We start from the raw sequence: 22,682 nt of genomic DNA on the forward strand, positions 1-22,682 counted from the left end.
GCCGCGGCGCGCAGCCGCGCCGGTGCGGGCGCCCGCACGTCCCGGCGCTCGCCCGCGGCCAGCCAGACGAGGCCGGCCAGGATCAGGCTCGCCAGCGTCAGGTGGATCGCGAGCTTCAGCGGCGCCACCGCCGTCATGCCGGGCTTGAGGCCCGACGCCACCATGATCCAGCCGACCGTGCCCTGAAGCGCGCCGAGGAGCCCCAGCGCCAGCAGCCCGAGCCCGAGGCGGCGCCCGATCCGGCCGCGCCACCAGAACCAGACGAGCGGCAGGAAGAAGACGAGGCCGAGGAAGCGCCCGAGCAGGCGGTGCCCCCATTCCCAGAAGTAGAGCACCTTGAAGTCGGCGAGCCCCATGCCCTGGTTGAGGATCCGGTACTGCGGCGTGTCGCGGTACTTGTCGAACTCGGCGGCCCAGTCGGCGGCCGAGAGCGGCGGCACCGCGCCGGTCACCGGGCGCCACTCGGTGATCGAGAGGCCGGAGCCGGTGAGCCGGGTCGCGCCGCCCACCGCCACCATCGCGACCACGAGGGCGGCCACGATGTAGAGCCAGGCGCGCACGCCGGATCCGCGCGTTGCACCGGTGAGGTCGTCGGGCCGGCCGTGGATGGAGAGCCGCATCGCGTCAGATCTGCTTTTCGGTTACGTCCGCCTCCGGTTAGGCAATGCCGCCGCCGGGGGCAACGCCCGGCAATGCCGCTGCGGCATCGCGCGGGGTTTCCAAGAGGATCGCCAAGAGGATCGCCATGAGGACCGCCCTGCGCCGTCGCACCCGTACCCTGATCGGAACGGTGGGGCTCATCGCCTTCGTGATGCTCTACGCCCCGCTCGCCATGGCGCTGGCCGACAGCCGCATCTCCCAGCTGCACCCGGCGCTGCAGACGGTGGTCTACTGCATCCTCGGCATCGCCTGGATCTTCCCCCTGATGCCGCTGATCCGCTGGATGGAGCGGCCGGACGCCTGAGAGGGGCGCGGGCCCCAGATTTCGCCGCACTCCGGGACGAGAAGGCGGGACAAGCGCCGCGCTTGTCCCCTCCAGCCGCGATATCCGATGCCCCGATCGTTCCCGTGCCGGCCTGTCCTCGCCGGTCTCGTCGTCCTTGCCGCCGGTCCCGCCCTTGCCCAGGGGGCGCCGCGATCCGTCGGCGAGTGCGAGCGCCTGAAGAACGATCTCGCCTACAACCAGTGCCTCGCGATGTTCGGCCCCGCCGCCCGCAACGTGGCGGGAGGTTTCGCCGCCGCGGACACCCCCTCCGCCGCGACCCAGGCCGCGATCCCCCAGGCGGAGGAGCCGCGGGCCGAGGCGGGCCGCGGCCGGCGCTACCGCGGCCGGCACGGGCGCCAGCGCGCGGTCTTCACCTCGGGCGGCCGCCGCTGACCCGGCGGGTCAGGCGACGTTCAGCCGCCGGCCCCTGTTCCAGGCCAGGAGCGGAACGCCCGAGAGCAGCCCGCCGAGCGCCGCGGCCGACTGGTGGCAGCCGTTCACCGAGACCCGCGGCAGGGCGTGCAGGTGCGCCGCGTGCTCCGCGAAGAGGTGGCCGGGCCGGGTCGTGACGGCGGTCGCGAAGCCGAGGTCCCGCGCCAGCGCGAACTCCCGCGGCCCTGCCGAGGTCGGGTCGCCCACCGGATAGGAGAGATGCCGGACCGGGCGGCCGAGCTCCGCCTCGATCCGGGTCCGGCTCCCGGCGATCTCGGCGAGGGCCGCCTCGCGCGGGTGCTTGGCCAGCATCGGGTGGCTCCGCGTGTGGGCGCCGAAACTCACCGCCGGGTCGCGGCCGAGCGCCCGCAGCGCGTCCCAGTCCAGGCACAGCTCGGCGGCCGCCGTCCCCGGCGCGAGGCCGGCCGCGCGGCAGAGATCCCCGATCCGGGCGAGGAGTTCATCCTCCGGCCCGGCCCGCAGCGCGCGGTAGACCGCCTCGAAGGCACGGGTCTTCTCGACGGGACTGCGCGCCGGCAGGTCGATCGGGTGTCCGCCCGCCTCCAGCCGCACCCGGTCGAGGCGCGCGACGGCGCGCTCCAGCTCGACCCACCAGAGCCGTCCCTCGCCCGCGGCGAAGTCGCTCGCCACGAACAAGGTCCAGGGTGCCCCGTGGCGGGCGAGCACCGGCGCAGCGTGGACGGCGTTGTCGCGGTACCCATCGTCGAAGGTCAGGGCGCAGAAGGGCGGGCCGTCCCCGCGGGCGAGGCGCGCCGGGACATCGTCGAGGGCGCAGAGCGCGAAGCCGCGCGCCCGCAGCGTCCTCAGCGTCAGATCGAGGAAGTCCGGCGTGATCGACAGGAGCCGGTTCGGCGCGAAGGCGGCGGGCGGCTCCGGCTGGACGTGGTGGAAGGTCAGGATCAGCCCGCGGCCGCGGGTGAGCGGCGTCAGCCAACGGTCGGCCCCGGTCGCCGCGACCGTCCGGAACCCGGCCTCGAACAGGCGGTGGCGGGCGCGGGAGGAGAGCATGGCGGGCGGCCCCGGGGCCCGGGACCGGGCTGACCGGGCGACTGTCGCGGCGCGGCGGTAAAGGAAGGCGAAAGCCAGGACTTGGTCCGGGCCGCCGACATCTGATTATCCACCTCCTTGAGCCGTCGTGCCGGGTGTTCCCGCGTGCTCCCGGCCGACGCTCGCGCTATAGGGGCTGCGTCCGTGCGGCCGTTCCGGACGCGTCGGTCCGGGCTCGCGGAGAGCGCATGACGGTTCGGGTCCTGAATCCCGAGAGCGGTTCGGCCGAGGCGGATGGGCCGACCCTGCGGGCCGAGATCCTGCCCGGCCTCGCGGAGGCCGAGGAACTCTGGCGCGCTCTCGAAGCGCGGGCGGGACGCCTCGCAACGCCCTATCAGCGCTTCGCCTGGATCTCGGCCTACGTCTGCGCCCTGCCAGACCCGTCCGGCATCCGGGTGCTGGTGGTGCGCGACGCGGCCGGGCGCCCGCGCCTGCTCCTGCCCCTGTGCCTGTATCGGTCGTTCGGCGTGCGGATCGCGCGCGTCGTCGGCGGCGCGCAGGCGAACTTCCACCTGCCCCTCTTCGCCGATCCCGAGGCGGCGGCGCTCGCGCCCGGGGCGCTGCGGCGCGCCTTGCGCGGGGCGGCGCGGCCCGCGGGGATCGACGTGTTCCTGCTGGGATCCCAGCCCCGGCACTGGGACGGGAGGCCCAACCCTCTGGCCGCCGGGGCGCCCGCAGCGCCGAGCGACGCCTACGGCATGCGGCTCGACCCCGATCCCGAGGCGAGCCTGCGCCGGGCCTTCAGCGCGGACGCGCGCAAGAAGCTGCGCGCGAAGGAGCGGCGTCTGGCCGAGAGCCTCGGCCCCCTTGCCTGCATCAGGGCCGAGACGCCGGAGGCGTGCGCCGCCTTCCTGGCGGCCTTCCACGCGCAGAAGGCGGCGCGGCTCGCGGCGCAGGGCCTGCGCGACCCCTATGCCGATCCCGCCATCCGCACCTTCCTCGCGCGGGCCGCCGCCGGACCCGATCCGGCGATCGAGATCCACGCGCTGGTGGCCGGCCGCACCGGCCGCGTGCTCGCGACCTTCGGCGGCGCGGTCGACACGCTTCGGTACAGCGGCATGTTCACCGCCTTCGACGCGGATCCGGACATCGCCAGGTCCAGTCCCGGCGACCTGCTGCTGCAGCACCTCGTGCGCGATCAGGCCGCCCGCGGACGGCGCAGCCTCGATCTCGGCATCGGCGAGGCGCGCTACAAGCAGAACACCTGCGACGAGACCATCGCGATCGCTCAGCCGATCCTGCCGGTCACCCTGCGGGGCCGGGCCTACGCGCTGGCCGCGGCCGGGTTCATCCGCGCCAAGCGTCGGATTAAGCGCGACCCCCGCCTCTCCGCCCTGCTCGGGCGCCTGCGTCGGCTGCGGGCCTGAAGGTCGCCCGCGGCAGGCTCAGGCCGCGGTCAGCCGCAGCGCCATCGGCTCCTCGGCGGGGGCCTCGATCGCCGCGGCGCGGCGCGCCGGGCGGTCCTGCGCCACCAGCACCTGTCCGGCGCCCGCATCCTCGGCGAGGCCGAACAGCTCGCCGAGTTCGGCGTCGTCCGCGGAGGCGTTCGAGGCGAGGATCACGCTGTCCATCTGCGGGGCGAGATGCGCCAGAAGAGCGAGGACGTCGGGCGCGAGGCGCAGGCGGAAGACCACCCAGGCATAGGCCTCGGCCGTCGCCTCGACCGTGGCGGCCAGCGTTTCGGGCTCGTCCAGCAGCACCTGCGTGTCGATGGACCCGGTGGCGATCCGCTGCAGGCTGCCGGTCGCCTGGATCACGTCCTGGAAGGTTGCCTCGCCGGCGACGAGGTCGGTGAGGCCGGCCTCGTCCGCCTCCTCCTCGGGTCCGTTCAGGTCGACCATCAGCGTCGCGGCGCCCGCGGCGAGGTGACGGGCCAGCGCGTCCGGCAGGTCGCCGTCCCGGCGCGGTTCGGTCTCGACCACCAGCACCGTGCGGCCGGCGGCGCGGCGCGGGCCACTGCCGAGGCGGGCGACCAGTGGGCCGAGCGCGAAGCCGGCCGGATCCGGCGCGGGCGCGGCCGCCCGCGCGCCGAGATCCGTGGTTGCCGACGCTTCCGAGGCGGGCATCCCGGCCTGGGCCGCGGGGCGGGCGGCATCCGCGTTGGCGGCGGCTCCGCCCTCCCAGCGGTTCGGCGGCATGGCCTCGGGGAAGCTGTAGGGCTCGGTGCGCCGCCAGGAGCGGCCCCGACCGCCCGGCCCGTCGCCGCCGCCTTGCGGCGCGTCGCCGCCCCAAGGCGCGTCGCCGTCCTGTGACGGCGGGAGACCGGGCTCGGCCAGGAGCCGCCGGCCGATCACCGCACCGCTCGAGAGCAGGAAGGCCAGCAGCGTCGCGAAGCCGAGCGTCGGCAGCTTCTTCGGGAAGGAGGGCTGCTCCGGCCGCACCGCCCGCGAGACGATTCGGGCATCGGCGGGCGTCGCGCTCTCGGCGTCGCGGGCGGCGGCCTCGCGGTAGCGCGAGAGGTAGGATTCGAGCTGCTCGCGCTGTGCCTTGGCCTCGCGCTCCAGCGCGCGCAGCTCCACCTCGCTCGAATTGCCCTTCACCACCACGTCGCGCTGCCCGTCGACGGCGGCCTGGAGGCTCTCGACGCGGGAGGCGGCGATGCGCGCGTCGTTCTCCAGGGTCCGCCCGATGCGCTCGGCCGCGGCCCGGATCTGCGCGTCGAGCTCGCCGACCTGCGCGGTCAGCTCCTTGATGCGGGGATGCGCGGGCAGCAGCGTGCGCGATTCGAGCGCGAGCTGCGCCCGCACGGTGATGCGGTTCTCGATGGTGCGCCGGATCAGCTCGTTGTTGGCCACATCCGGGATCTCGAAGGCGCGCCCGTCCTTGATCATCTCCTTGATCGACTTCACCCGGCCCGCGAGATCGGCCTGGATGGTGCGGGCCTGCGAGAGCTGGGTCGAGAGTTCGGAGAGCTGCTGGCTGGTCAGGCGCTGGCCCGTCCCGGCGGAGCCGGAGACGAGACCGTTCTTGGCCCGGAAGGCCTCCACCTTGGCCTCGGCCTCGGTGACGCGGCGGCGGAGCGTGTCGATGTTGCCCCCGAGCCAGGTCGAGGCGTAGCGGGCGGTATCGACCTTGGCCGCCTCCAGGGACCCGAGATAGAGTTCGGCCACCGTGTTGGCGCCCTCGGCCGCGAGGTCCGGATCGCGGGAGCGGAACTCGACCGTGAGGATGCGCGACTTGCCCGCCGGGTAGACCAGCAGGCGCTCCAGGAAGGTGTCGAGCACCCGCTCCTCGGCCGGGCGTTCGAGAGGGTTGCGGGCGAGACCCAGCAGCATCAGCGCCTGGCGCAGGGGGCCGGGCGGGGCCGCCTCGGGGTCGAATTCCGGGTTGCCGACGAGCTTGAGCCGGCGGATCGCCTCGCGGGCGAGGTCGCGCGACATCATCACCTGCGCCTGGCTCGCGACCGCCTGCTCGTCGATCGGCGTCGCTTGGTCGGCGCGCTCCTGCGCGGTGCGGGCGAAGGCGGGGTCGCGGCTCTCCAGCAAGAGCTTGGCTTCTGCCGTGTAGCGCGGTGGCACGAGTTGAACGAAGGCGAGGGCGGCGACGGCGGCGGCGAGCGTCGGGAGCAGGATCCAGGCCCAGGAGCGGCGCAGCAGGCCCGGCAATTCGGCCACGCTCACGCCCTCCCCCGAGGGGCGACCTTCGGCTGTTGCGCGCGGGCTGGGGCGGGACATGAACGGCCTTCGCGACGGTACGGGCGAACCTGCCGCCCGGCTGCATCATGAGGCGGTTAAGGTTGAGCACCCGTTAAGCCCGGCCGTACCCGCTCGTGGCGCGCAGGCCGTGTGCGGGCCGGGTCAGTCTTCATTAACCCTAACGGATTAGGCCTCGTCGCATCTGGTATTCTCCGACGGTCATGGTGTGATGAACCGGCGCGCTCTGCTCCTGGCACTTTCCGGCAGCCTCGCCCTCGGCGGCTGCCTCCGTCCCGAGTTCCGCACCGCGGATCTCGACGCCACCGGCACCGGCTCGATCGGCGCCCGCTACACGCTGGCGGCCGGCGACAAGCTGCGGGTGATCGTATTCGGGCAGGACAACCTCTCGAACATCTACGCGGTGGACGGCGCAGGCCGCATCGCCATGCCGCTGATCGGCGCGGTCGGGATCGGCGGGCAGAGCACCGCCCAGGCCGCCCGCACCATCGAGGCGAGGCTCGCCTCGGGCTTCGTGCGGGAGCCCCACGTCACCGTCGAGGTCGACGCCTACCGCCCCTTCTACATCCTGGGCGAGGTCACGACCTCGGGGCAGTACCCCTACGTCAACGGCATGACGGTGGAGAGCGCGGTGGCGATCGCGGCCGGTTTCGGCCCGAGGGCGGCGCGCGACTACGCCGTCCTGACCCGTGGGGGGCCGGGCGGGCTCGTCAACGGCATCGTGCCGATGAGCTATCCGGTCCGGCCCGGTGACACGATCGTGATCAAGGAGCGGTTCTTCTGAGCCGCGTCACGCCCCGCCCCACTGCATGGTGAGGCCGCCATCGACCACGAGCGTGTGGCCCGTGACGTAGTCCGCCTCGTCCGAGACGAGGTAGAGGATCGCCTGCGCGATGTCCTCGGGCTGACCGGCCCGGTGCCACGGGATCCGCTCGAGGGACGTCTCCAGCTTGTCGGGGTTCTCGAAGCGGTCGGCGGTCATCGGCGTCTCGATGAGGCCGGGGGCGACGTTGTTCACGTTGATCCGGTCCTCGGCGAGCTCCCGCGACAGGCTGCGGCAGAGGGAGCCGAGGCCCGCCTTCGACATGCCGTAGGGCGCGCTCTCGGGCGTCGGCAGGTGCTGGGCGACCGAGGAGACGAACACGACCTTGCCGCGCCCGCCCGCCGCGCGCCGCAGGTGGATGAAGGGTCGCACGGTGAAGAGCGGGCCCATCAGGTTCACCCTGAGGATCTGCTCGAGTCGCGCATCCTCCATGTCGGCCACCGCCATGCCGCTCATCGCCTGGCCGGCATTGGCGACCAGGATGTCGAGCACGCCGAACCGGCTCGCGATCGTGTCGTAGGCCGCCCGCACCGAGGCGGGGTCGCCGACATCGAGCTGGAGCGACAGGGCCCTCCGGCCCGCGGCCTCGACGCGCGCTTCTGTCTCGCGGATGCCGTCGGCGTCGGTGTTGTAGGTGATCGCGACGTCGGCCCCCTCGCGGGCCAGCAGCTCCGCGGTCGCCCGGCCGATACCGGAATCCGCGCCCGTCACCAGGGCCCGCCTGTTCTGCAGCTTCATGTCCCGTCGCTCGCTTCCTGGGGGACGGCCGGGGGCCGCTCTCGGCGAGGCAATCGACACCCCCCGGCGGGGTTCCGCGATCGGCCGGGCGGCGGATCGCCCCGCTCCGGAACCACCGCCGGGGCGGGCGGCTTTTGACGGGCCGGGCCGGCCTGCCTAATCAGGGCGCACAAGCCGGCTCAGCAGCCCGCTCCCGCCACGGCACAAGCAGCGAGAATGACCACCCTGGCCCATCCGGATTCCGCGCAGGAGGGTGCCTCCGAGGAGAGCGCGCCGACCACGCGCTGCCGCATCCTGGCGGTGGCCGAGCGCTCGTTTCGCGAGATCGGCTACCAGAAGACCACGGTGGCCGACATCGCCAAGACGCTGAAGATGAGCCCGGCCAACGTCTACCGCTTCTTCGACTCGAAGAAGGCGATCAACGAGGCGGTGGTCGAGCGCGTCACCGGAGAGGTCGAAGCGCTGATCGCCCGGATCGCCGATGCGGCCGGCCTCACCGCCGAGGCGCGGCTGCGGCAGGCCATCGAGACGCTTCACCGCGACACCGTCGAGCGCTGGGCGGGCTACCCGCGCATCCACGAGATGATCGAGGCGGCGATGGGGGAGAGCTGGGAGGTCTGCCGCCACCACGTCGACCGCATCGGCGCCGTGTTCGAGCGCATCGTGCGGGACGGCGTGCGCGCGGGCGAGTTCGCGGCGGAGGACCCGGCGGTCGCGGCCCGCTGCGTCCAGGCGGCGATCCTGCGTCACACCCACCCGCTGATGGTCAGCCAGCTGCGGCAACTGCCCGAGCCGACCCTCGACCAGATCATCGCCTTCGTGCTCCGCGGCCTGCGCCCGGGGCATCCGGCCGCAGGCTGAGGGGGGGGCGACCTTCGAACGGCCCGGCGCGATCGGCAAGCACCCGGGACACGCCGCGCTTCCGCGCTCGACGCGCGAAGAGCAGCGCCTATTCCGAGGCCGGGGTGTTCGCGGTCGGCGGGACCTCCGTGGCGCCCGGCTGCGGGCCGTCATAGCCCTCGATCACGATGATCTCGGCCTCGGTGCCGCCCTGGAGCGCGCGGGCCTCCTGGTAGAGGTCGGAGTTCCAGCACGCGAGCGCCGCCTCATAGCTCGGGAATTCCAGCACCACGTTGCGGGCCCGCGCCGTGCCCGCAACGGATTCGAAGCCGCCGCCCCGCACGAGGAAGCGGCCGCCGAACTTGGCGAAGGCAGCCCCGTTCGCCTTCGCGTAGCGCCCGTAGGCCTCCGGGTCGCTCACGTCGACCCGCACGATCCAGTAGCCTCTGACCATCACGCCGCCTCCATCTCGCCAACGATCGCCCGTGCCACCGCCCGCGGATCGGCCGCGCCCGTGATCGGGCGTCCCACCACCACGTGGTCGATGCCGGCCCGGCGCGCCTCTCCGGGCGTCAGCACCCGCTTCTGGTCGCCGAGATCGGACCCGGCGGGACGGATGCCCGGCGTCACGATCAGGCGGTCCGGCCCGACGATGCCGCGCACAGCCACCGCCTCGGCAGCGCTGCAGACGATCCCGTCGATGCCGATCTCCCGGGCCTGACCTGAGCGCTTGGCCACCATCTCGGCCACCGGCAGAGCGTAGCCGGCCTCCCGCGCGTCGGCCTCGTCGTAGGAGGTGAGCACGGTGACGGCGAGGATCTTCAGGTCTCCGCTCCGGCCGCGCACCGCCGCCCGCATGGTCTGCGGATAGGCGTGCACCGTGAGGAAGCTGGCGCCGAGGCCGGCCACCGCCCGCACACCCTCCTCCACCGTGTTGCCGATGTCGTGGAGCTTGAGGTCGAGGAAGACCTTCAGGCCGCGCCCCGTCAGCTCGCGCGCGAAGGCGAGGCCGCCGTTGTACCCGAGCCGGTAGCCGATCTTATAGAAGGTGGCTGCGTCCCCGATCCGGTCCACCAGGGCGCGGGCGGCCTCCACGTCGGCGAGGTCGAGGGCGACGATCAGGCGGTCGCGCGGGTCGGTGATCTGGCTCATGCGGTCTCCGGTCGGGGGCGAGGGATCGGGCCGCCCTCCGGGTTTGTCAATCGCCCTCCGCCGGGACGGTCATCACCCGCGCCACCTCGGTGCGCAGGACGGGGAGCAACTCGGCCTCGAACCAGGGCTCGCGCTTGAGCCAGCCGTTGTTGCGCCAGGAGGGGTGCGGCAACGGCAGCACCCGCGGTCGGCGCGGCGCGGAGAGGATCGCGCGCCAGTCGCGCACCGTGGCGGTCAGCCCGCCCGGCATCTTCCCGAGATGCCACCCTTGCGCGTACTGGCCGATGACCAGGATCAGCTCGAGGTCCGGAAGCCCGGCGAAGAGCTCGGCCCGCCAGCGCTCCGCGCATTCCCGCCGCGGCGGCCGGTCGCCGCCCTTGGCGTCGAGGCCGGGGAAGCACGAGCCCATCGGCACGATGGCGACGCGGGAGGCATCGTAGAAGGCCGCCTCGTCGAGGCCGAGCCAGGACCGCAGCCGCACGCCGGACGGATCGGTGAAGGGCTGGCCGGTGCGGTTCGCCCGCGTGCCCGGCGCCTGGCTCGCGATGCAGAGCCGGGCCGTCCCCGAGCCCTGCACGATCGGCCGGGGCTCCTGCGGCAGGGGCGGCCCGTAGAGCGGGGCGTCGCGGCAGATCCGGCAGGTGCGCAGGCGTGCGGCGGTCGTTGCGAAAGGGTCGGGGGTTGCCATCCACCCGGCAGATGGGGGCTGCGGCAGCATGCGGCGAGGGGACGGAGGCGCGATAAAAAAACGGCGCGGGGTGAGCCGCGCCGTGAAGAAGTGCTGGGGTCAAAGAAAGCCTTGGGGTGCTTTCAACGACCGGCTTAGACCCCGCGCTCCCGACCGCGATGTGCGGCGAATCACACGCCCTTCAGGCCGGCGAGGTCGAGGGGCAGCGCGCGCAGGCGCTGTCCGGTCGCCGCGAACACCGCGTTGGATATCGCGGGTGCGAGCACCGGCACGCCCGGCTCGCCGATGCCGGTCGGCGCCGCCTGGCTCGGCACGATGTGCACCTCGACCACCGGCATCTCGCTCATCCGGGTCGGCTCGTAGGCGTCGAAGTTCTTCTCCTGCACCACGCCGTCCTTCAGGGTGACGCGGTTGCGCAGCACCGAGGAGAGCGCGAAGCCGACCGCGCCCTCGACCTGCGACCGCACGATGTCCGGGTTGACCGCGATGCCGACATCGACCGCCGCCACGATGCGGTTGACCTTGATGCTGCCGGTCCCGGCTGTCACGTCGGCCACCATCGCCACATAGGAGCCGAAGGATTCGTGGACGGCCACGCCGAGGCCCCGGCCCTTCTCGCCCGCCTTGTCCTGGCCGTTGCCCCAGTTCGCCTTCTCGGCCGCGAGCTTGAGCGCGCCCGACAGCCGCGGCGCGTTCGCGAGCAGCGACAGGCGGTAGGCCACCGGATCGACCTTGGCGGCGTGGGCCAACTCGTCGATCATCACCTCCATGGCATGCGCCGTGTGGGTGTGGCCGACCGAGCGCCACCACAGGACCGGCACGCCCTCGCGGGCGTTGTGCACCTCGAAGCGGTAGGCCGGCAGCGCGTAGGCCGTGTCCGAGGCGCCCTCCACGGTCGTGCCGTCCACGCCGTTCTTCACCAGCATCGCCTCGAAGGGCGAACCGATCATGATCGACTTGCCGACCATGACGTGCTGCCAGCCCGTGACCGCGCCCTTCGCGTCCAGGCCGGCGCGGATCTTGTGGTAGACCGTCGGACGGTAGTAGCCGCCCGTCATGTCGTCCTCGCGGGTCCAGACGAGGTGCACGGGAGCTTTCGCCCCGGACGCCTTCAGGATCTCTGCGGCCTCCGCGATGTAGTCCGCCGACGGCGTGGCGCGCCGGCCGAAGGAGCCGCCGGCCCACTGGGTGTGCAGCCGGACCTTGTCGGGGGTGACGCCGAGGATCGCGGCCGCGGTCGCCTGCTCGATCGTCTGGAACTGCAGGCCCGCGTAGATGTCGTAGGTGCCGTCCGGCGCCCGCTCGATCGTGGCGTTGAGGGGCTCCATCGCGGCGTGGGCGAGGTAGGGGAAGCTGAACTCGGCCTCCAGGACTTGCGCCGCGCTCTTGATGCCGGCGCCCGCGTCGCCGCGCTCGGAGGCGACGATGCCGGGGCGCTTGGCCGTCTCGCGGTACTCGGCCAGGATCGCGTCGGAGGAGCGGGATTCGGCCGCGCTCTCGTCCCATGTCACTTTCAGCGCCTCGCGGCCCTTCATCGCCGCCCAGGTGTCGCGGGCGATGACCGCGACGCCGGTCGGGATCGCCACCACGTCGATGACGCCCGCGACCTTGCGGGCCTGCGCATCGTCGAAACCCTTCACAGTTGCGCCGAAGCGCGGCGCGCGGGCGATGACCGCCGTGACCTGACCCGTCCGGCGCGTGTCGAGGGCGTAGACCGCGCTGCCGTCGGTCTTCATCTTGGAGTCGAGGCGCGGCACGCGCTGGCCGATGAGCCGCCACTGGCTCGGGTCCTTCAGGCGCGGCTCCTGCGGCACCGGCAGCGAGGCGGCGGACGCCGCGAGCTCGCCGAAGCGGGCCTGCCGGTTCGAGCCCGCGTGGCGCACCACGCCGTTCTCGACGGTGATCTCGGCGACCGGGACCTTCCAGGCGAAGGCGGCGGCGGCCACCAGCATCTCGCGGGCGGCGGCGCCCGCCTTGCGCAGCTGCATCCAGGAATTGGCCACCGCGGTCGAGCCGCCGGTGCCCTGGATCGGACCCATCAGCAGGTTGTTGTAGAGCGCGGCGTCGGCGGGCGCGAACTCGGTCCGGACCGTCGACCAGTCGGCGTCGAGCTCGTCGGCCAAGATGGTGGCGAGGCCCGTGGTGTTGCCCTGGCCCATGTCGAGGTGCTTGACGATCACCGTGACGGTGTCGTCGGCCCCGATCCGCACGAAGGCGTTGGGCTGCGCCTTCACGGCGGCGAGGTCGGCGCCCTCGGCGCGCGCCTTGCCGAGATCGAGGCGGAACCCGATCACGATGGCGCCGGCGGCCGCGGCGGCGCCCGTGAGAAAGCCGCGGCGGCTCGCGCGCGGCGCGGCCTCATTCGGGGATCGGGTCGTCGGCTGACGGATCTTCAGCATGGGTGTGCTCCGGTCAGTGGACGGATGGGATCAGGCGAGGCTGCGGGCGGCTTCGTGGATCGCCGCCCGGATGCGCTGGTAGGTGCCGCAGCGGCAGATGTTGCCGTCCATGGCGCCGTCGATATCGGCGTCCGTCGGCTTCGGGTTGCCGGAGAGCAGGCCGATCGCCGACATGATCTGGCCCGACTGACAGTAGCCGCACTGCACGACGTCGAGCTTGCGCCAGGCGCCCTGCACGGCCTCGGCGACGCGGCCGGACACGCCCTCGATCGTGGTGATCTGCGCATCCCCCACGTCGCCGATCCGGGTCTGGCAGGCGCGCGCAGGCTGCCCGTCGAGATGGACCGTGCAGGCGCCGCACTGCGCGATGCCGCAGCCGTACTTGGTGCCCGTCTTGTCCAGGCGGTCGCGCAGCACCCAGAGGAGCGGCATGTCGGGATCGGCCTCGACCTCGTGCGTCGCGCCGTTGACGGTGAGCTTGACCATCCGAACCTCCCCTGGATCGCGAATCCTGAGTCGCGCCAGCGATAATCCGCTCCGCAAAGCGTGCATGTGCGCCGGAGCACGCAACCCTCGTTTGAGCGTGTTGCAACCCCCGCGTGAATCAGGCGCGAGCGCGGTGCGAACAATCCGAGGCGTCGCGGCAGGCCGTTCTTAACATATCCGACTCATTCTGGCGCAGGCGGTCTCGGGCTGGCCGCGGCCCCGTCTTCCAGCGCAGCGTTCAAGGGTTCGATGTCCGACCTGACCGTCGAGATGGTACAGCGCGGGCGCGGTCCCTCGACGGAGGAGGTGGCGCGACGCCGCGGCATCGCCCGGGAGATGCGCTCGGCGCGGGAGCGCCTGACCTCCCAGACGGGGCTGGAGCGCGCCTTCGACTACGAGCTGCTGCGCCACTACGCCCAGTACCGCGCGGGCGCGGGCATACCGCTCGGCCTCTTCGCGATCACGCTGGCTGTCGCCGCAAGCTTCTGGACGGGTGCGGTGATCCCCGCGCTCTGGGCGATCGGCGTCATCCTGCTGGTCAGCCTGAATACCCTGATGAGCCTGCGTTTCCTGCGTGCGGACCCGGAGGCGATCGCGCTGTCGCGCTGGCGCCGCCGCTTCGTCCTCGGCGAGGCGCTCCAGAGCCTGGCCTGGGCCGCGATGGTCGGGCTCGGCGCCACGGACGGCTGGACCTTCGGGCTGTTCGGGCTCGTCATCGCCTCGGCGGTCGCCACCATGCTGGCCGCGACCGTGCCGGCGGCGGCGGTGGCCGCGCTGGCGCCCCTGATCGCGGGCGCCCTGGCGCTGCTCGCCTTCTCGCGGGAGACCGATGCGCTGCTCCTGGTCGCGATGGCGTGCGGCTCGCAGATCTTCTTCCTCGGCCTCGCCCGGCGCCTCTACACCTCGACGGTCGGAGCCCTGCAGTCGCGGGCCGAGAAGGACGCGGTGTTCGGCGAGCTGGAACAGGCCAAGGCCAACTCCGACGAGGCCCGGCGCCGGGCCGAGGAGGCGAACCTCGCCAAGTCCCGCTTCCTCGCCACGATGAGCCACGAGCTGCGCACGCCCCTCAACGCGATCCTGGGCTTCTCGGAGGTGATGAAGAACGAGGTCTTCGGCGCGCACGCCGCCCCGAGCTACCGGGAGTACTCGACGGACATCCACGACAGCGGGATGCACCTCCTCAACCTCATCAACGAGATTCTCGACCTCTCGCGGATCGAGGCGGGCCGTTACGAGATGAACGAAGAGGCGGTGCAGCTCGCCCACGTGGTCGAGGAGTGCCGCCACATGATGGGTCTGAAGGCCAAGGCGAAGAACCAGGCCTTCCGCGAGTTCATCGACGCCTCGCTGCCGCGGATCTGGGCCGACGAGCGGGCGCTGCGGCAGATCGTGCTCAATCTCCTGTCGAACGCCGTGAAGTTCACGCCGCCGGGCGGCGAGATCACCATCAAGGTCGGCTGGACGAGCTCCGGTGGCCAGTACGTCGCGGTCAAGGACAGCGGGCCGGGCATCCCGGAGGACGAGATCGACACGGTGATGTCGTCCTTCGGCCGCGGCTCGATGGCGATCAAGACCGCCGAGCAGGGGTCCGGGCTCGGCCTGCCCATCGTGAAGGGGCTCGTCGACCTCCACGGGGGCCACTTCACCCTGAAGTCGCGCCCGCGGGAAGGCACCGAGGTCATCGTCACCCTGCCGGCGAGCCGGGTGATGGACACGCTTCCGGCCGTCACGGTGCCGGCCGTCGCGGTGCCGGCCGCGCGCGCGGCCTGAGCGGCCTGAGCGGCCCGGTACCCCGCCCCGGCATCCGTGCCGCGAGCGGAGTAGGGTCGGCGATTCGGGAGGATTCGGCAGGCTCGCGCACTCTGACAGCGGCGTGCGATTGAAACTTGGCGGGCTTGCAGAACTCGAAGCGCGGTGGACTGCGCAGGACAATGTTCGGCGCTGCAAAACCGTCCGCTTCCGCCCTGGGCGCATGCGCTAAGGCCGCGCGGCGAATGTTTCTGCGTATAGCGCATGATGACGCGGTCGCGAAGGTGTGATGGGCGCCTGAAAACAGCCGGATTGCTGCGCCGCAAAAGAGAATTTGTGCGTGGCAGCATTTACCGGCGCGCAATCTCGACTGGGGATCTGCGCTGCCCTGTCGCGGGCAGAAGCGGCAAGACGGATTGACGGCGCTCAAATTTCTCTTAGAGTTCGTTCAAGCTTCGGTTTCGAGGAGCTGGCCTGAGGGATGGCCGGCTCTGGTTCGGTGCTCGTTCGGCACCGTGAGAGCGACCCGCTACCGAAGCGTAACAGTATCCCTGTCGCAAACAGCAGGTCAGGTCTCGCAGGTGCGGGCTGAACACCCGTGACTTGAGGCCTCAAAGACTTGTCGGAGGAATCCATGAGAGCGGTTCATCTTCTCGCCCTCGGTGCAGGCGTCGCGGCTTTCGCTGCCCCGGCCCTGGCCAATGACAGCGTGCTGAAGGGCATCGCCAACCCGGCGGAGCAGGTGCTTCAGACGGTCGATTACGGCAATACGCGGTATTCGAAGCTCGACCAGATCAACGCCTCGAACGTGAAGAACCTCCAGGTCGCCTGGACCTTCTCGACCGGCGTGCTGCGCGGCCACGAGGGCGCCCCCCTCGTCGTCGGCAACATGATGTACGTCCACACGCCCTTCCCGAACATCGTCTACGCGCTCGACCTCGACAACGAGGCCAAGATCGTCTGGAAGTACGAGCCCAAGCAGGATCCGTCCGTGATCCCGGTGATGTGCTGCGACACGGTCAACCGTGGTCTGGCCTACGCCGACGGGACCATCATCCTGCACCAGGCCGACACCACCGTCGTGTCGCTCGACGCCAAGACCGGCAAGGTCAACTGGTCGGTCGTGAACGGCGACCCGAAGAAGGGCGAGACCAACACCGCGACCGTGCTGCCGGTCAAGGACAAGGTCATCGTCGGCATCTCGGGCGGCGAGTTCGGCGTGCAGTGCCACGTCACCGCCTACGACCTGAAGAGCGGCAAGAAGGTGTGGCGCGGCTACTCCATGGGCCCGGACGATCAGCTGATCGTCGACCCTGAGAAGACCACCGCGCTCGGCAAGCCGATCGGCAAGGACTCCTCGCTGAAGACCTGGGAAGGCGATCAGTGGAAGACCGGCGGCGGCTGCACCTGGGGCTGGTTCTCGTACGATCCGAAGCTCGACCTGATGTACTACGGCTCGGGCAACCCCTCGACCTGGAACCCGAAGCAGCGTCCGGGCGACAACAAGTGGTCCATGACGATCTGGGCGCGTAACCCGGATACCGGCATGACCAAGTGGGTCTACCAGATGACCCCGCACGACGAGTGGGACTTCGACGGCATCAACGAGATGATCCTCACGGATCAGAAGGTTGACGGCAAGGATCGTCCGCTGCTCACCCACTTCGACCGCAACGGCTTCGGCTACACCCTCGATCGCGCGACCGGCGAGCTCCTCGTCGCCGAGAAGTTCGATCCGGTGGTGAACTGGGCCACCAAGGTCGACATGGACAAGGGTTCCAAGACCTACGGCCGTCCGCTGGTCGTGGCGAAGTACTCGACCGAGCAGAACGGCGAGGACGTGAACTCGAAGGGCATCTGCCCGGCCGCGCTCGGCACCAAGGACCAGCAGCCGGCGGCCTACTCGCCCAAGACCAACCTGTTCTACGTGCCGACCAACCACGTCTGCATGGACTACGAGCCGTTCCGGGTGAGCTACACCCCGGGCCAGCCCTATGTCGGTGCGACCCTGTCGATGTACCCCGCCCCCGGCTCGCACGGCGGCATGGGTAACTTCATCGCCTGGGACGGCGTCAACGGTAAGATCAAGTGGTCGAACGCCGAGCAGTTCTCGGTGTGGTCGGGCGCACTTGCCACCGCCGGCGACGTGGTCTTCTACGGTACCCTCGAGGGCTACCTGAAGGCTGTCGACTCGAAGACGGGTAAGGAGCTCTACAAGTTCAAGACCCCGTCGGGCATCATCGGCAACGTGATGACCTACCAGCACAAGGGCAAGCAGTACGTGGGCGTCCTCTCGGGCGTCGGCGGCTGGGCCGGCATCGGCCTCGCGGCCGGCCTGACCGACCCGAATGCCGGTCTCGGCGCAGTCGGCGGTTACGCCGCCCTGTCGAACTACACCAACCTCGGCGGTCAGCTGACCGTCTTCGCCCTGCCGAACTAATCGGTCGCGGGTCTCAGAGGTGAATGGGTACCGGCGCGGGCTTCCGCGCCGGTACTCTTATGATTAGACTGTTCCTCAAGAAGGTCGGCCCCGATCGGTGGAATGGCACGGCCAGGTCCAGGGAGAGATATCCGTTGAACCACCTCAGCACGTTCGTTACGCGGCCGCTCGTGGCTGCCCTCGCCCTAGCAACCGTCAATCTGGTTGCCGTACATGCTGAGGATGCCAAGCCCGCCGATCCCGCCCTCGCCAATTCTTTGAACCCGAACGACAAGACCGCCGAGCAGGACGAGAAGCTGCTCAAGCGCGATGCTGCCGTGAAGGTCGAGGACGGCAAGTACTTCGACGCAGAAGGTCACCCGACCTTCCACGTGACCAACGAGGGCAAGAAGTTCGACTGGTACGCCTATTCGGGCTACCGCCGCTACCATGCCGAGTGCCACGTCTGCCACGGCCCGGACGGCATGGGCTCGACCTACGCGCCCGCCCTCAAGGACTCGCTGAAGCGGCTCTCCTACGAGGAATTCATCGGCATCATCGCCGGTGGCCGCCAGAACCACACCGCGGGTGGCGGCGAGAGCGTGATGCCGGCCTTCGGCGACAACAAGAACGTCATGTGCTACGCCGACGACCTCTACGTCTACCTGAAGGCGCGCGCCGCCGGCGCCATGGGCCGCGTCCGCCCGAGCGACAAGGAAGACAAGCCCGAGGCCGCCAAGAAGGCCGAGAAGGAGTGCCTGGGCGGCTGATGACGCCCCGCGCGACCGCCAAGGCTGCCGCCTGCGCGCTCCTGCTCCTAGCAGGGGCGCGCGAGGCCCCGGCGCAGCACCTGCCCGACCTCGTCACCACCGACACGCTGCGCGTCTGCGGCGACCCGGGCAACATGCCGTTCTCCCAGCGCAAGGAGGATGGATTCGAGAACAAAATCGCCGCGATCATCGCGGACGAGCTGAAGGTCAAAGTCCGGTACTACTGGCTCACGCAAGGCCCCGGCTTCGTGCGCAACACGCTGGGCACCGGCCTGTGCGACATCATCATCGGCTCGGCGCTCGGCAGTGAGCTCGTCCAGAACACCAATCCCTACTATCGCTCGGCCTACACGCTGGTGACCCGCCGCGGCGCGTTCACTGACGTGACCGGGCTCGACGACGCGCGCCTCAAGGGCAAGCGCATCGGCGTCATCGCCGGCACGCCACCGGTGAACCGGATGGGTGATCTCGGCCTGATCTCCGGCATGAAGGCCTACGCGCCTTACCAGCTCGATCCCGCGCGCCCGCACCAGACGGTCTCGGCCGAGGTCATCTCGGACCTTGCCGAGGGTGCGATCGACGCAGCCGTAATCTGGGGCCCTGCAGCGGGATGGCTCGCCAAGCAGGCGGCGGCGCGTACCGGCAATCCGCTCGACGTCGTGCCGCTTCTCAAGGAGCCCGACCGGCCCGCCATGACCTACCGCATCGGCATGGGCGTGCGGCTCGGCGAGGACGACTGGAAGCGCCAGCTCAACACGATCCTCCGCAAGCGCCGCGACGACATCGAGCGTGTGCTGCGGGACTTCGATGTGCCGCTGCTGGACGAGAACGACAACCGGCTGCTGGAACCGGGCAAGCCGTAGGGAAGGCTTAAGCCTCCCCACGGCCCCGCGTCAGGGCCTTCAGCGCGCCCCGCACCGTCCGCACGTCCTGCTCGGTCATGGCCATCCGGTGGAGCATGTCCCGCATGTTGCGGGCGATGATGTCGCGCTTCTCAGGCGGGTAGAAGCCCGCCCCGTCGAGCGCCGCCTCCAGGCTGCCGAACAGCGAGAGCAGGGCCTCGCGCGTCGCGGGCGGCGAGAGCATCTCGCCCGTGAACGGCAGCTTGGCTCGGCCGCTCGCCTGCCGCCACGCATAGGCCGTCAGCAGCACCCCTTGCGCGAGGTTGAGCGAGGGAAAGTCCGGCGAGACCGGGAAGGTCACGATCGCGTCGGCGTAGGACACCTCGTCGTTGGTGAGCCCGACGCGCTCGCGCCCGAAGAGCACGCCGACGCGCTGGCCCGCGCGGGCGCAGACCGCCTCCATCGCCTCCTCGGGGCCGTAGACCCGCTTCATCTGCCCGCGCTCGCGCGCCGTGGTGGCGAGCACGTGGTGGAGGTCGGCGATGGCCTCGGGCACGGTAGCGTAGATGGTGGCCGCGTCGAGGACGTGCGTCGCGCCCGACGCTGCCTCCCGCACGCCCTTCTTGGGCCAGCCGTTCTTCGGGTTGACGAGGCGCAGCTCCGACAGGCCGAAATTCGCCATGGCGCGGGCGGTCATGCCGATGTTCTCGGCGAGCTGCGGCTCGACCAGGATGATGACGGGGGCGACGCCCGGCGTGATTTCGAGGCTCTTCATGGCGGACCGGTGGTGGGGACCGCATCTCCCTAGCAACCAAACCGCGCAGGACTAAAGGGGAAGATGTGCTGCGGGTGCTGCGCGCGGGCACGGTCCGGCTTATGGGATCCCCTGCGCGGTCCCGGGAGGCCGGCACGGGAAACGCACACGATGGCGCGCTGGCTGTTCAAATCCGAGCCCTCGACATGGTCGTGGGACCAGCAGGTCGCGGCGGGCGCGGAGGGTACCTTCTGGAACGGGGTGCGCAACCACCTCGCCAAGAAGCAGCTCATGGCGATGCAGATCGGCGAGCAGGGCTTCTTCTACCACTCGAACGAGGGCAAGGCGGTGGTGGGCATCGTCGAGGTGATCCGCCCCTACTACCCGGACCACACCGACGAGACCGGCCGCTTCGGCATGGTCGACGTGCGGGCGGTCGAGGCGGTGCCGCACCCGGTGACGCTCGACGCCATCAAGGCCGAGAGCGCCCTGAAGGACATGGTTCTGGTCAACAACTCGCGCCTCTCGGTTCAGCCGGTGACCGAGGCGGAGTGGGCGCTGATCCGCCGGATGGGCGGTCTGGACTGAGGGCGCCCGAAGCCGCGGCTACAGCTCGCCGACCGGGCCGGTGCTCTCGAACTCAGCGTCGTCGCCGACGAGGTCGGTCACCGAGATGGCGAGCCGCCGGCCACTGCGCAGGCGCAGCTGCGCGTCGGGCTCCAGCCAGATCGGGCGCAGGCTCGCATGGCGGCCCCGGAGCGTCCCGTGCGCGAGGAGCCCGTCCCCGCGGCGCTCCAGCATCAGGCGGTAGCGTACCCGAACCGGTACGCACCCCTCCGCGGAGACATGGCCGAGCCCCGTCAGCGTCTTCAGGACATCGTTCGGTTCGGCCATGAGACGCGACGCGGAGGGATGGGAGTAAGCGGCAATCCCGTTGCCATTTAATCCCGTCCCTGCCCTCTGTCACGCCGTCCCGTGCGAAAGAGCGGGCGATCCCTATGCCTGATCCAGCGCGCGCACCACGATGCGGCCGCCCTCGGCCGAGAGCGCGAGGCGGCCGTGCTTGAGCGCCAGCGCCTTCTCGCCGAACAGGGCGCGGCGCCAGCCCTGGAGCAGCGGGATCTCCGCCTCGTCGTCGTCGGCTACGGCCTCGAGATCGTCCACCGTCGCGATGATCTTGGGCGCCACGCCCTCGTTCTCGCTCACGGCCTTCAGCAGCACCTTCAGGAGTTCGACCAGCGCACCGTTGCCGCCCCCGCTTCTGCGCGCCCGCTCGGGGAGCCGGATCTCGGAGAGGTCGCGGGCGAAGCCCTGCTCGACCGCGGCCAGGATCTCGGTGCCGGTGCGCGAGCGCTCGAAGCCGGCGGGAATCGTGCGCAGGCGTCCCAGCGCCTCGACGCTGCGCGGGCCGGCGGTGGCGATGTCGATCACCGCCTCGTCCTTCAGGATGCGCCCGCGCGGCACGTTGCGGGCCTGCGCCTCCCGCTCGCGCCAGGCCGCCACCTCCATCAGCACCGCGATCTCGCGGGGCTTGCGCATCCGGCCCGAGAGCCGGCGCCAGGCGAGCGCGGGGTCGGCCCGGTAGGTCTCGGGCGAGATCAGCACGCCCATCTCCTCGTCGAGCCAGGCGCCGCGGTCCGTGCGCAGCAACTCGCCCGCGAGCTTCTCGTAGACCTTGACCAAGTGCGTCACGTCCGAGAGCGCGTAGGCGAGCTGCGCGTCCGAGAGCGGGCGGCGCGACCAGTCGGTGAAGCGGGACGACTTGTCGATCTTGGCCTTGGCCACGTCGTTGACGAGCTGCTCGTAGGAGACCGAGTCGCCGTAGCCGCAGACCATCGCGGCGACCTGGGTGTCGAAGAACGGGTGGGGCAGGATCTCGCCCATCAGCCAGATGATCTCGAGATCCTGGCGAGCGGAGTGGAACACCTTCACCACGCCCTCGTCGGCCATCAGGTCGAGGAAGGGTTTGAGGTCGATCCCCTTGGCGAGCGGATCGACCAGCACGGCCGTCCCGTCCGGCCCCGCCATCTGGATCAGGCAGAGCTTGGGGTAGTAGGTCGTCTCGCGCATGAACTCCGTGTCGACGGTCACGAAGGGTTGGGCGGCGAGCCGGGCGCAGGCGTCTTCGAGCGCCGCGGTGGTGCTGATCAGGTCCATCTCCCGGCTATACCGGAGGTTTTCGGGCTTGGGGAGCGGTGCGCCCCGGCCCTCCCCAGCCCGCAGAGTACGGAGGCTCAGGCGAGGCGTTCCAGCGCCGCCTCGCGGCGGGCGCGGGTCTGTTCGCGCGTCCGCCGGCGGTGGTGCCCTGCCTGCTCCCGGCGCTGCGCCTCGGCGCGGGCCATCAGCCAGTCGAGGATGCCGCCCTCCAGCCGCTCGCCGGTCGCGGTGTCGGTGAGGCGGCGGATGCGGTCGACCCGGAAGCCGCGGTAGCCGCCCCGTCCCGGATCGATGCCGCCGAGCAAGGTGCGGCCCGGCCCGAGCTTCAGCTCGCGCGCCGCGACTGTGCGACGGCTCCAGACCCCCTGCCCGTCCTCGTAGACCAGCTCGAACCGGCCCTCCAGCGGCAGGAGATGCCAGGCCGGAGCCGCGGGTGCGGCGGGCTCGGGTCGAGCCGCCCGAAAATCGGAAAAGACGTGCGCGTTCATGGACATCATATGGGGATCCACCCCCGATTCCGGTAGTCTCCGGGGGCCGGAATCGCGGCGCGCGCTTGACTTGGTGGGTCTCCCGTGAATGGTGCCGGCCTCGTTCCCGAGAGCCTGCCATGCACCGTTACCGTACCCACACCTGCGGGGCGCTCCGCCCGTCCGACGTCGGCGACACCGTCCGCCTCTCCGGCTGGTGCCACCGCATCCGCGACCACGGCGGCGTGCTGTTCATCGAC

General features: G+C 71.1%; 23 protein-coding genes. 10 read left to right on the forward strand and 13 right to left on the reverse strand.

Annotation, left to right across the window (positions count from 1 at the left end; genetic code table 11):
* On the reverse strand, positions 1-620 hold a 620-nt coding region (locus MFF54_RS24240; protein WP_238306763.1), incomplete at its 3' end, for a COX15/CtaA family protein.
* A 137-nt stretch (positions 621-757) separates the two neighbouring features.
* Here MFF54_RS24240 and MFF54_RS24245 point away from each other — a divergent pair.
* Both MFF54_RS24245 and MFF54_RS24250 read left to right on the forward strand, forming a co-directional pair.
* Positions 758-964 carry a DUF2842 domain-containing protein gene (locus MFF54_RS24245; RefSeq protein WP_066923559.1) on the forward strand — a complete coding sequence of 69 codons (207 nt, stop codon included), beginning with the start codon at positions 758-760 and terminating at the stop codon, positions 962-964.
* Between the two features lie 87 nt (positions 965-1,051).
* Positions 1,052-1,378 (forward strand): hypothetical protein, encoded by a 327-nt coding sequence (locus MFF54_RS24250; protein ID WP_238306764.1) that lies wholly within the window; start codon positions 1,052-1,054, stop codon positions 1,376-1,378.
* A gap of 9 nt (positions 1,379-1,387) precedes the next feature.
* On the opposite strand, the gene MFF54_RS24255 is transcribed toward MFF54_RS24250, so the two are convergent.
* Entirely contained in the window at positions 1,388-2,446 is a 1,059-nt protein-coding gene (locus MFF54_RS24255; RefSeq protein WP_238306765.1) for a polysaccharide deacetylase family protein, read from the reverse strand.
* A gap of 227 nt (positions 2,447-2,673) precedes the next feature.
* Here MFF54_RS24255 and MFF54_RS24260 point away from each other — a divergent pair, with 227 nt between their 5' ends.
* A complete protein-coding gene (locus MFF54_RS24260) occupies positions 2,674-3,852 on the forward strand; it encodes a GNAT family N-acetyltransferase (protein WP_238306766.1) in 1,179 nt (392 codons plus the stop codon).
* A gap of 18 nt (positions 3,853-3,870) precedes the next feature.
* Here MFF54_RS24260 and MFF54_RS24265 read toward each other — a convergent pair whose 3' ends face one another.
* Positions 3,871-6,159: a GumC family protein gene (locus tag MFF54_RS24265; RefSeq protein WP_238306767.1), complete on the reverse strand. Its 2,289-nt coding sequence runs from the start codon at positions 6,157-6,159 to the stop codon at positions 3,871-3,873.
* A 190-nt stretch (positions 6,160-6,349) separates the two neighbouring features.
* Between MFF54_RS24265 and MFF54_RS24270 the strand changes: the two genes are divergently transcribed.
* Positions 6,350-6,922 (forward strand): polysaccharide biosynthesis/export family protein, encoded by a 573-nt coding sequence (locus MFF54_RS24270; protein ID WP_238306768.1) that lies wholly within the window; start codon positions 6,350-6,352, stop codon positions 6,920-6,922.
* 6 nt (positions 6,923-6,928) lie between these two features.
* On the opposite strand, the gene MFF54_RS24275 is transcribed toward MFF54_RS24270, so the two are convergent.
* Positions 6,929-7,699, reverse strand: a complete 771-nt coding sequence (locus tag MFF54_RS24275; protein WP_238306769.1) for an SDR family NAD(P)-dependent oxidoreductase — start codon at positions 7,697-7,699, stop codon at positions 6,929-6,931.
* A 216-nt stretch (positions 7,700-7,915) separates the two neighbouring features.
* Between MFF54_RS24275 and MFF54_RS24280 the strand changes: the two genes are divergently transcribed.
* On the forward strand, positions 7,916-8,560 hold the full coding sequence (locus MFF54_RS24280) for a TetR/AcrR family transcriptional regulator (protein ID WP_238306770.1): 645 nt from the start codon (positions 7,916-7,918) through the stop codon (positions 8,558-8,560).
* 88 nt (positions 8,561-8,648) lie between these two features.
* Here the strand turns inward: MFF54_RS24280 and MFF54_RS24285 are convergent, their stop codons facing one another.
* The 5 genes from MFF54_RS24285 to MFF54_RS24305 all read right to left on the reverse strand — a co-directional run bounded on the left by MFF54_RS24285 (position 8,649) and on the right by MFF54_RS24305 (position 13,264).
* On the reverse strand, positions 8,649-8,993 hold the full coding sequence (locus MFF54_RS24285; RefSeq protein ID WP_238306771.1) for a DUF1330 domain-containing protein: 345 nt from the start codon (positions 8,991-8,993) through the stop codon (positions 8,649-8,651).
* Positions 8,993-9,691 (reverse strand): orotidine-5'-phosphate decarboxylase, encoded by a 699-nt coding sequence (pyrF, locus tag MFF54_RS24290; RefSeq protein ID WP_238306772.1) that lies wholly within the window; start codon positions 9,689-9,691, stop codon positions 8,993-8,995. The genes MFF54_RS24285 and pyrF overlap by 1 nt, the downstream gene beginning before the upstream one ends.
* A gap of 46 nt (positions 9,692-9,737) precedes the next feature.
* Complete coding sequence (locus MFF54_RS24295; RefSeq protein WP_238306773.1) at positions 9,738-10,379, reverse strand: uracil-DNA glycosylase family protein; 642 nt, start codon at positions 10,377-10,379, stop codon at positions 9,738-9,740.
* 170 nt (positions 10,380-10,549) lie between these two features.
* Positions 10,550-12,778, reverse strand: a complete 2,229-nt coding sequence (locus tag MFF54_RS24300; protein WP_238306774.1) for a xanthine dehydrogenase family protein molybdopterin-binding subunit — start codon at positions 12,776-12,778, stop codon at positions 10,550-10,552.
* 30 nt (positions 12,779-12,808) lie between these two features.
* The gene (locus MFF54_RS24305) at positions 12,809-13,264 is read right to left on the reverse strand and encodes a (2Fe-2S)-binding protein (RefSeq protein WP_238306775.1); all 456 of its coding nucleotides are present in this window, start codon (positions 13,262-13,264) and stop codon (positions 12,809-12,811) included.
* A 249-nt stretch (positions 13,265-13,513) separates the two neighbouring features.
* On the opposite strand from MFF54_RS24305, the gene MFF54_RS24310 reads away from it, so the two are divergent.
* From MFF54_RS24310 to xoxJ, 4 genes are all read left to right on the forward strand, one after another.
* A complete protein-coding gene (locus MFF54_RS24310; protein WP_238306776.1) occupies positions 13,514-15,034 on the forward strand; it encodes a sensor histidine kinase in 1,521 nt (506 codons plus the stop codon).
* 613 nt (positions 15,035-15,647) lie between these two features.
* Positions 15,648-17,453, forward strand: a complete 1,806-nt coding sequence (gene xoxF1 / locus MFF54_RS24315) for a lanthanide-dependent methanol dehydrogenase XoxF1 (protein WP_238306777.1) — start codon at positions 15,648-15,650, stop codon at positions 17,451-17,453.
* A 134-nt stretch (positions 17,454-17,587) separates the two neighbouring features.
* On the forward strand, positions 17,588-18,202 hold the full coding sequence (locus tag MFF54_RS24320; protein ID WP_283206317.1) for a c-type cytochrome, methanol metabolism-related: 615 nt from the start codon (positions 17,588-17,590) through the stop codon (positions 18,200-18,202).
* The gene (gene xoxJ / locus MFF54_RS24325; protein WP_238306778.1) at positions 18,202-19,065 is read left to right on the forward strand and encodes a rare earth element methanol dehydrogenase accessory protein XoxJ; all 864 of its coding nucleotides are present in this window, start codon (positions 18,202-18,204) and stop codon (positions 19,063-19,065) included. The genes MFF54_RS24320 and xoxJ overlap by 1 nt, the downstream gene beginning before the upstream one ends.
* A gap of 7 nt (positions 19,066-19,072) precedes the next feature.
* On the opposite strand, the gene MFF54_RS24330 is transcribed toward xoxJ, so the two are convergent.
* Positions 19,073-19,819: an RNA methyltransferase gene (locus MFF54_RS24330; RefSeq protein WP_238306779.1), complete on the reverse strand. Its 747-nt coding sequence runs from the start codon at positions 19,817-19,819 to the stop codon at positions 19,073-19,075.
* 150 nt (positions 19,820-19,969) lie between these two features.
* On the opposite strand from MFF54_RS24330, the gene MFF54_RS24335 reads away from it, so the two are divergent.
* Positions 19,970-20,386 carry an EVE domain-containing protein gene (locus MFF54_RS24335; protein ID WP_238306780.1) on the forward strand — a complete coding sequence of 139 codons (417 nt, stop codon included), beginning with the start codon at positions 19,970-19,972 and terminating at the stop codon, positions 20,384-20,386.
* A gap of 18 nt (positions 20,387-20,404) precedes the next feature.
* Here the strand turns inward: MFF54_RS24335 and MFF54_RS24340 are convergent, their stop codons facing one another.
* The 3 genes from MFF54_RS24340 to MFF54_RS24350 all read right to left on the reverse strand — a co-directional run bounded on the left by MFF54_RS24340 (position 20,405) and on the right by MFF54_RS24350 (position 22,443).
* Positions 20,405-20,692, reverse strand: a complete 288-nt coding sequence (locus MFF54_RS24340; RefSeq protein WP_238306781.1) for a hypothetical protein — start codon at positions 20,690-20,692, stop codon at positions 20,405-20,407.
* Positions 20,693-20,794: 102 nt separating this feature from the next.
* Positions 20,795-21,955, reverse strand: a complete 1,161-nt coding sequence (gene rnd / locus MFF54_RS24345) for a ribonuclease D (RefSeq protein WP_238306782.1) — start codon at positions 21,953-21,955, stop codon at positions 20,795-20,797.
* A gap of 77 nt (positions 21,956-22,032) precedes the next feature.
* Positions 22,033-22,443 carry a hypothetical protein gene (locus tag MFF54_RS24350; protein WP_238306783.1) on the reverse strand — a complete coding sequence of 137 codons (411 nt, stop codon included), beginning with the start codon at positions 22,441-22,443 and terminating at the stop codon, positions 22,033-22,035.
* Positions 22,444-22,682 lie beyond the last annotated feature (239 nt).

Source organism: Methylobacterium gregans (assembly GCF_022179245.1).
Lineage (GTDB): Bacteria > Pseudomonadota > Alphaproteobacteria > Rhizobiales > Beijerinckiaceae > Methylobacterium > Methylobacterium gregans.